We start from the raw sequence: 9,414 nt of genomic DNA on the forward strand, positions 1-9,414 counted from the left end.
GATTATGTGACAGACACAAGAACTGACAGTGACGACACAGTGACGACACAGTGACACGGGCTTGAATACTGCTTGCCAAAGCCCCATCTCAGGCGTATAAGTCCAATCGTGAGTAACCCTGTCATCAAACAACGCCTTCACCCATTACCGATGCTGACAACCAATGCGGGGCTGCGCGCTTTTGCATTGCTTTTGTGTTTTCTGGCCGGTGCATACGGTTATGGCAACACCGTTGACACGCCTGTTGAGGCAGCGTCAGCGACCAACACGCATCAGGCGCAGAGCACGCCGACGACGCCCCGCCAGGCAGAAACTATCGGACCGGCCACCCATGCACTGCTGTCATCACGACAGTTCAGTTCGGCACCAGCCCGCATACCCATGCACTTGCCCGCGGGCGGCGACGCCACAGACAGCGCTGCTGATCTGGCTGCCGCGGTGCAGACTTTCTGTGACCTTAAGTCAACCGTCACCTCCCAGGGTTACGCGCCGGGCACCCACAGAAGCCTACCCTCGTTTTACCAACTCACCGGCAGCCCCCGGGCTCCTCCGCTGTTCTCCTGAAATAGAAAACTTTCCCCGTTTTTGACTTTCTTGTGAGGACTTTATGCGTGCTTTAGGTAAACGTACCCTGTGGTACGGTTTCGTCATTCTACTGGGCCTGCTCAGCGCCCTTCCCGCCACTCTGCCTGACGGTGTACAACAACGCCTGCCGGACTGGTATGCCAGCAATCAATTCAGCCTTGGCCTTGACCTGCGCGGCGGCTCCCACCTGCTGCTGGCCGTGGACATGGAGGATCTGTTGCAGAGCGAAAATCAACAGCTTGCCGATGTGCTGGCAGACAATCTGCGACAGGCCGGTATCCGCTACCTGAAACCCAAAGCAGATATGGAGAGTGTGCAGATCGGCCTGCGCGATGCCAGCGACATGGAAGACCTGACCCGGATCGCCCGAGACACCCTGGCAGAAGCCCACAGTGGCCCGCCGGCGTACACTCTGGATCGTGACAACAATACCCTGACACTGATCATGACCGAGACCCACCGCGATGCGCTGCAGCAGGACGCCGTGACGCAAAGCCTGGACATCGTGCACCGCCGCCTGGATGAAACCGGGATGGTGGAACCCAGCATTACCCGCCAGGGCCAGGACAGCATCGTGGTGCAGTTGCCCGGCGTCAGCGATCCGCAAAGGGTCAAAGAGCTGTTGGGCACCACCGCCAAAATGAATTTCCACTGGGTGGCCGACAACAGGTCCACTGACGTGATTGAGTTGCCGGGCCAGGACGACGATACTCAGGTTTATCGTCTGGAGCGTCAGGTCGCCATGGAAGGACGCCATGTGCGCAATGCGCTGATGGTCCTGCAACAACAAACCGGCATGCCGGTTGTCAACTTTACGCTCGACAACACCGGTGGTCGCCAGTTCGGTGACATGACACAGGCCAATATCGGACGCGCACTGGCCGTTGTGCTCGATGACAAAGTGATCACGGCGCCGGTCATTCGCAGCGCCATCACCACCGGCAGCGGTGAAATAAGCGGTGGCTTTAATGCCGTCGAAGCCACTGACCTGGCCATGCTGTTACGTGCAGGCGCGTTGCCGGCGGCACTGGATGTCATTGAAGAGCGCAGCGTCGGCCCCAGCCTGGGCAGCGATTCCATCAGCATGGGTCTGCTCGCCGGTATGGTGGGCGCCGCGCTGGTACTCGCCTTTATGGTTGCCGTGTATGGCAGCTGGGGACTGATCGCCTGGTTCAGTCTGAGCATCAATATGGGGCTGATTTTTGGTGTCCTCAGCCTGCTTGGTGCAACGCTTACCCTGCCCGGTATTGCCGGCCTGATCCTGGTCATGGGCATGGCCGTGGATGCCAATATCCTGATCAATGAACGCATCCGGGATGAACTGCGCCAGGGCAAAACCCCGTGGCTGGCGCTGGACAATGGTTTCCGTAAAGCCTACGGCACCATTATCGATTCCAACATCACCACGTTGATTGCCATCAGCCTTTTGTTCACCATGGGTTCAGGGCCGGTGCGAGGGTTCGCCGTGACCATGGGCATCGGTTTGCTGACCTCATTGTTCACCTCGGTGGCGGTTACCCGCGTGTTGATGGAATGGCGCATACGCCTGTCCGGGCAGAAAACCCTGTCGGTATCCGGCCTGCCGCTGTTCGATCGGCTGGGCGACAGTTTCAGCAGCGGCAAACGTGTGATCAACTTTATGCGCGCCAGTGTTGCCGGTCTGATAGTGTCGGCAATTCTGTCAGTGGCATCCATTGGTCTGCTGGCGAAACCGGGGCTGGACTTCGGCATTGACTTCAGCGGTGGCGCGTTGCTGGAAGTCCGGGCTCCCGACACATCAATCGAGCAATTGCGAAGCAGTCTGGCCAATGCAGGGCTCAGTGATATTTCTGTGCAGGAAACTGCCCGGGCGGGCGGTGATACCATCACCAGCGACACCTATCAACTGCGCCAGGCTATCCAGGAAAACGCTGACAACAGCCAGGTGATGGACAACCTGCGTTCAGCGGTGCTGCAGGCTGCGCCGGAAGCGGAATTTCAGAGCTCCGACATGGTCGGCCCACGCGTCAGCGGCGACTTTGCCGACATGAGCATTCTGGCAGTGATGCTGGCGGGTGCCGGCATGCTGGTATACCTCTGGTTCAGGTTTGAGAATCACTTTGCGGTGGCGGCTGTGATTACCATTGCGCTGGACCTGACCAAAACGCTGGGATTTTTTGCGCTCAGTGGCGTGGAGTTCAATTTGACGGCAGTGGCGGCTCTTCTGGCCCTGATAGGTTATTCGGTCAACGACAAGGTCGTGGTTTTTGACCGGATACGGGAAAACCTGCGCGCCAAACCCGATCAGGATTTTGCGCAACTGGTTGACCGCAGTATCAGTGCTACCCTGACACGGACCGTCTTTACATCGATGAGCACCCTGGTCGCCATTCTGCCCATGGCCATTGCCGGCGGCAGCGCCGTCTCCAGTTTTGCCCTGCCGATGCTGTTTGGTATTGTCATCAGCACCAGTTCATCGATCTTCATCGCCGCGCCCATTGTGCTGTTCCTGGGTAAACGGCGCGAGCGCAAGGGGCAGGATCAATTGCACCAACCCGCAGCGCTGGTGGAATCCACCCCCTGAACAGAATGCTAGCTCTGCTTTTCAGCAGGTACGGAAGCTGTTTTCGCGTCAGGCTGGCGACGTGAAAACAGCTTCATCACCGCAACGTAGAACATCGGCACAAAGAAGGTCGCCAGGTAGGTGGCGGAGAACATGCCGCCCACTACACCCACACCAATGGCATTCTGACTGGCAGAACCAGCACCGTTGGCCAGCGCCATCGGCAACACACCCAGCATAAATGCCATGGACGTCATCACAATCGGACGGAAACGCTGTTTGGTGGCAATCAGCGTGGCCTCCACCACATCGTGACCACTTTCCACCAGGCGCTTGGCAAACTCCACAATCAGGATGGCATTTTTGGCGGACAGACCTATAGAGGTCAGCAGCGCCACCTGAAAGTACACATCGTTGTTCATGCCCTGAGACAGGCTCGCAACAATGGCGCCAACAACACCCAATGGCACTACCAGAATGATAGCGATAGGCACCGACCAGCTCTCATACAGCGCCGCCAGACACAAAAACACAATCAGAATCGACAAGGTGTACAACATCGGCGCCTGAGAACCACTCAAGCGCTCCTCGTAAGAAATACCCGACCACTGCAGACTGAAGCCCTCGCCAAGCTCACCTACCAGGCGCTCCATTTCGTCCATGGCAGCACCCGAGGCAACCCCGGCCGCCGGTGCGCCCTGAATATTGACCGATGAGTTGCCATTAAACCGCGTCAACAACGGCGAACCATAGGTCCAGTGGGTATCGGAGAACTCGTCGAATGAAATCATCTCGCCGTTGTTATTACGGACATACCAGCGATTGATGTCTTCCGGCAACATGCGGAATTCGGCATCGGCCTGCAGGTAAACACGTTTGATACGACCGGCATCCACAAAGTCATTAATGTAGCGCGAGCCCCAGGCAGTCTGCAGGGTCTGATTGATGTCGCTCATGTTCAGGCCCAGCGCAGTAGCACGTTCGGAATCCAGGTCGATCTTGAACTGTGGCACATCCTCAAAACCGTTAAGGCGCACGCCCGCCAACAGGGGGCTTTCGGCGGCCCCCTGCAGCAGCTGGTTCTGCGCTGCAACCAACGCATCATGGCCCTGGCCGGTGGTATCGATCAACTGCATATCAAAACCTGCTGCGTTGCCGAGCTCCTGAATAGGTGGCGGGTAGAAAGCAAACGCCATCGCGTCCCGGATGTCACTAAACGCACCCATGGCACGACCGGCGATTGCCTGCACCGTCTGATCCGGGTCAGGTCGCTCATCCCAGTCTTTGAGCATGATAAAACCCAGCGCGGCATTCTGCGCCATGCCGGCAAAGTTGAAACCAGTCACCGTCAGCATGTGCTCTACGTTATCGGCTTCCTCATTGAGCATGTAGTCTTCCACCTGCTGCACACTTTCCAGCGTGCGCTCAATGGTCGCTCCAGCCGGGGCGGTCACTTGGAAAAAGAGTATGCCCTGGTCTTCATCGGGCAGGAAGGCACCCGGCATGCGGGCAAACAGAAACGCCATAACCAGCAGTATGCCCAGATAGAGCCCGACATACCGCACAATACGTCGCGCCATATACGAGCAGGAGCGGCGGTAGAAGTCGCGCAGACGATCGAAATTCCGGTTAAAAACACCAAAGAAGCCTTTCTGTGGACCTTCCTGATGAGGTTTGGGTTTCAGGAAGGAAATACACAGCGTCGGCGACAGCACCATGGCGACAAACACTGACAAGGTGATGGCGGTAATCATGGTGACGGAGAACTGACGATAAATCACACCGGCAGAACCGGCAAAAAACGCCATCGGGACAAACACTGCCGACAGGACCAGTGCGATACCAATCAAGGCACCGGAGATCTGTCCCATCGACTTGATGGTGGCTTCGCGTGGCGACAGCCCTTCCTCTTCCATCAGACGCTCAACGTTTTCTACCACCACAATCGCGTCGTCCACCAACAAACCAATACACAGCACCACAGCAAACATGGTCAATGTGTTGATGGAGTATCCCAGCGTGGACAGCACGGCAAAGGTGCCGAGCAGCACCACCGGCACCGCAATCGCCGGTATCAGCGTCGCGCGCATGTTCTGCAGAAACAGGAACATGACCAGAAACACCAGGACAAACGCCTCGAGCAGGGTCATCACCACACTTTCAATGGAGGCTTCCACAAAGGGCGTAGTGTCATTGGGGTAGAACACTTCGACGGCCGGCGGCAATGATTGGCGCAGCTCTTCAATACGGTCCTTGACTGCCTGCGCCGTCTGCAGTGCATTGGCACCGGCAGCCATGCTGACGGCTATACCGGCAGAGGGACGTCCCTTGTAACGCACGACCTGGCTGTAACTTTGTGAACCCAGCTCAACCCGGGCGACATCGGCCAGACGCAACTGCGAGCCATCCGGATTTACCCGCAGGATGATGCGTTCAAAATCTTCCACCGTCTGCAGGCGCGACTGCGCAGTGATGGTGGCATTGATCTGCTGCCCGCTGACGGCGGGCAAACCGCCCAGCTGACCCGCTGACACATCCGTATTCTGCGCCTGTATGGCCGCCTGTACATCGCCTACGGAAACCGCATAGGCCTGCAACTGATCCGGATTCAACCAGATACGCATGGCATGCGGATCACCAAACACAGTCACACTGCCCACACCATTGACGCGGGCAACCGCATCCTGAACTGTCGATGTCACCAGGTCACCCACTTCACGCTGCGATATTGAACCATCACTTGAGGTAAAGCTGGCCACCATCAGAAAGTTGCTGTTGGCTTTGCTGACGGTCACGCCCATGGCCTGCACTTCCTGCGGCAACAACGGCACCGCACCCTGCACCTTGTTCTGCACCTGCACCTGGGCAATATCCGGGTCGGCGTTGGGTTCAAAGGTCAGAGTAATGGTGACCGAGGCATCAGAGCTGTTGGAGACAAAATATCGCAGGTTATCGATACCGGTGAGACGCTGCTCGATAACCTGAGTGACGCTGTTTTCAACCGTGGCCGAAGACGCACCCGGGTAGTTCGCCATGATCACCACTGAGGGTGGCGCCACGCCCGGATACAGCTCGATGGGCAGGCGCAGAATTGACAGCGCGCCAGCCAGCATGATGACAATGGCAATTACCCAGGCAAATACCGGGCGTTGAATAAAAAAGTTCGACATGAATACGTCCTGTCAGGGCGCGGCCCTGGTGACTCAGAATACGGTTGTGACCGGCGGCAGCTCTAGTTGACCGACACAGCGGACGACAGCTGGGTCTGACCTTCGATGGCCACCGGGTTGACCTCCATGCCCGGTGCCAGTCGCTGGAAGCCGTCCACCACGATACGGTCGCCGGGATTGAGCCCGTCGCGCAGCAACCACTGGTTGCCAACGGCGCGTTGCACCGTAACCGGCACCTGACTGACCGTATTGTCGCCACTAAGCCGCCATACGCTCACGCTGCCGTCATTGCTGCGCTGGGCCGCCTGCTGGGGTATTAACAACACCTGCTCCTCGCCCAGCTGCAGATTGGCATGCACAAACATGCCTGGCAGCAACTGTTGATCCGGATTGGCAAACAGCGCGCGCAGCTGCACCGAACCCGTGCTCTCGCTGACAAATACACTGGAAAACTGCAGGGTGCCCCGATGCCCATAATCAACACCGTCAGCCACACTCAGTGACACTGGCACGCCACCCGATGCCTCCTGTTGCGCCGCCAGTTGCGCGCGCATGCGAAAATGCTCTTCACTGCTCTGCATGACGTCGACATAGATCGGGTCCAGTTGCGTCACCACCGCCAGTGCCTGGGCCTGGTTGGCCGTGACCAGGGCGCCCTCGGTCACCAGCGACTGACTGATCTGGCCGGTGATGGGGGCATAAACCCGGGTGTATTCCAGATTGATTTCAGCGCTGCGCAACGCCGCCTCGGCTGACATGACAGCCGCTTTGGCTTGCGCCAGCGCGAGTTTGATATCATCGTAATCCTGCTGACTGACGGCATCGCTGTCCCGCAGGCGACCGATTCGGCCCTCCCGCACGGCGGCGATATCGGCATCGGCACGCGCTGTCATCAAGGCTGCCTCGGCCTGACTGACGGCAACTTCATACATCGCCGGGTCAATCTGGTATAGCGCCTGCCCCTGTTCCACGATCTGACCTTCCTCAAACAGACGCTGCATGACAATGCCACTGACCTGCGGACGGATCTCGGCCAGCCGGAAGGCGCGTGTGCGTCCGGGCAATTCTCCTGACGTGGTTGGCAGCGAGGCGCGTTCCAGGGTCATCACGCCCACATCCGGCGTCGGTGCTGACATCTGGGCTGCGTCTTCCCGGGCTTCTGCAGCCTGCGCGGGGTCGCCATTGATCTGCAACCAGGTCAATGCAGCGGCCGAAGCAAACAACGCCAGTATAAAAACGGCGACGAATCTGTTTTTCATAAACATCCTGACCTGCCCCGAACCCATGGCGCGAGCGGCACGGGCTTCAGACGGCAAAAAGAGTGGATTGAAGATGCGGGTATTATACATACAATCATGTATGTATAATACTAAAACCTTGACTTGAACGCAGCTGACAACAAAAATCACACATCAGCGCACTGGAATCCCGATGGCCAAAAAGACCAAAGAACAAGCACAGGAAACCCGCCAGAGTATTCTGGATGCCGCGATTGATGTGTTTACTGACAAGGGCGTGGCGGGCGCCAGCTTGAATGAAATAGCCGAGCGCGCAGGTGTCACCCGCGGTGCCATCTACTGGCATTTCAAGAACAAACTGGATATTTTTGCTGCCCTGCAGGACCAACTGCATCAGTCAGTCATGGATACCGTGCTGGCTGACATGGAAAAGGATCACCCCCAGCCCCTGCAACAGCTCGAGCAACTCTGTGTTGCCCTGCTTATGGACCTGGAAACCAACACACGAAAGAGCAAAATCCTCAGCATCTTCTACACCAAGTGCGATTACTCAGGTGAGATGGCCACGTTTCTGGATTTGCAGAACGCGAACAAAGCCAAAAGCATCGAGCTGTTTTCGCATTACTTCAAGCGCGCACGCAAGCAAGGGCACCTGGACGCCGATGTGGACCCGCACACGCTGACCCTGTCACTGTTTTTTTATCTGACCGGTATATTGCACGAACATCTGCGGGACCCTGAACTATTTGATTTGAGTCAGAATGCGGGGCCGTTTATACGGCAGTTTTTCCGTGGGGTTTCCTGTCGGGTGATGTGAGGCCGTGGTATCTCATTTGCAGTGCTCCAGCTTTGCACCCATGCAAAACCGGGGGATAATTACTCGACAAGCTGTTCGACGCGCACGCCCAGGGCAGCCGCCGCTTTGACCAAGGTTCGTTTCTGTGGCCTGGCACCGGTTTTTTCCATCTGCGCCAACGCCGGTTGAGTGATTCCCATGCGCTGCGCCAGGTCGACCTGGTTTAAACGCTTGTAGGTACGCCAGGCTGCAATCAGGCTCAAGCCCTTTTCAATGCACAAACCCACAACTTCATGCGGAATGTAAACATCCGAATCAGCCTCCTGGCCTACCAACTGCAGATAATTTTCATACGGCAGTACGGCAAACGCAGGCTTACCATCCTGCTGGATAATCTGCACGTCAGTATGTGTTTTCATCTCGTTTCTTTACCTCTTCAATACTGATAATTTTCACGTCACCATCGTAGTCAAACAGCACGCGATGTCGGCCAACGCGCAGGCGGAAACCGTATTGATGATTGCGTAGTTGCTTCACGTTCTTGCATTCAGGGAACCGGCTCAGTTCCCCCGCACCAGCAAACACTACTTTACCGTCTTGAGGCGCGAGTTTGCGCAGCTGTTTGAGGGCCTTCCTTGACCACTGTATTTCGTTCACACTGTTAATTATAAGCCTTTATATAAGATGGTCAATGATATATAAGCAATTAAGCGAATGCATCCAACGTCAATTACGTTACCCGGTGATATTGACTCATATGAAAACCAATTAAATGTCGCCTAATATCTGCACTACGTGGACACTTTTGCTTGTCGGTAGTGTAGTGGTCAAATGTTTCTTCTCGTAGCAAGGAGCGCGGCCTGAGTTTTCCCGATGCCATTACTTTTACCCCATGTTTCAATCCACGGGCCCGCGAGGGGCGCGACTTGCTCAATTCAATCGGATTAAGGTCTTCACGCGCGTTTCAATCCACGCGCCCGCGAGGGGCGCGACCTTTACCGGCAATGCCTGGCAAATACACTTCGCCGGTTTCAATCCACGCGCCCGCGAGGGGCGCGACTTGATCATGAGCAAGGTGTCGGC

The 9,414-nt window shown here is 56.8% G+C and carries 7 protein-coding genes; 3 read left to right on the forward strand and 4 right to left on the reverse strand.

Annotated features, from left to right (window positions below):
• Positions 1-108: 108 nt before the first annotated feature.
• The gene (locus tag WD071_RS04455) at positions 109-564 is read left to right on the forward strand and encodes a hypothetical protein (RefSeq protein ID WP_368047133.1); all 456 of its coding nucleotides are present in this window, start codon (positions 109-111) and stop codon (positions 562-564) included.
• A 43-nt stretch (positions 565-607) separates the two neighbouring features.
• On the forward strand, positions 608-3,148 hold the full coding sequence (gene secD / locus WD071_RS04460; protein WP_368047134.1) for a protein translocase subunit SecD: 2,541 nt from the start codon (positions 608-610) through the stop codon (positions 3,146-3,148).
• Positions 3,149-3,156: 8 nt separating this feature from the next.
• Here the strand turns inward: secD and WD071_RS04465 are convergent, their stop codons facing one another.
• Both WD071_RS04465 and WD071_RS04470 read right to left on the reverse strand, forming a co-directional pair.
• Positions 3,157-6,297, reverse strand: a complete 3,141-nt coding sequence (locus WD071_RS04465; RefSeq protein ID WP_368047135.1) for an efflux RND transporter permease subunit — start codon at positions 6,295-6,297, stop codon at positions 3,157-3,159.
• A gap of 62 nt (positions 6,298-6,359) precedes the next feature.
• The gene (locus tag WD071_RS04470) at positions 6,360-7,556 is read right to left on the reverse strand and encodes an efflux RND transporter periplasmic adaptor subunit (RefSeq protein ID WP_368047136.1); all 1,197 of its coding nucleotides are present in this window, start codon (positions 7,554-7,556) and stop codon (positions 6,360-6,362) included.
• Between the two features lie 172 nt (positions 7,557-7,728).
• Between WD071_RS04470 and WD071_RS04475 the strand changes: the two genes are divergently transcribed.
• The gene (locus WD071_RS04475) at positions 7,729-8,352 is read left to right on the forward strand and encodes a TetR family transcriptional regulator (RefSeq protein WP_368047138.1); all 624 of its coding nucleotides are present in this window, start codon (positions 7,729-7,731) and stop codon (positions 8,350-8,352) included.
• Positions 8,353-8,411: 59 nt separating this feature from the next.
• Here WD071_RS04475 and WD071_RS04480 read toward each other — a convergent pair whose 3' ends face one another.
• Both WD071_RS04480 and WD071_RS04485 read right to left on the reverse strand, forming a co-directional pair.
• The gene (locus tag WD071_RS04480; protein WP_368047139.1) at positions 8,412-8,750 is read right to left on the reverse strand and encodes a helix-turn-helix domain-containing protein; all 339 of its coding nucleotides are present in this window, start codon (positions 8,748-8,750) and stop codon (positions 8,412-8,414) included.
• On the reverse strand, positions 8,734-8,988 hold the full coding sequence (locus tag WD071_RS04485; protein WP_368047140.1) for a type II toxin-antitoxin system RelE/ParE family toxin: 255 nt from the start codon (positions 8,986-8,988) through the stop codon (positions 8,734-8,736). The genes WD071_RS04480 and WD071_RS04485 overlap by 17 nt, the downstream gene beginning before the upstream one ends.
• Positions 8,989-9,414: the final 426 nt, after the last annotated feature.

The sequence above is a fragment of the Pseudohongiella sp. genome, assembly GCF_040877505.1.
Lineage (GTDB): Bacteria > Pseudomonadota > Gammaproteobacteria > Pseudomonadales > Pseudohongiellaceae > Pseudohongiella.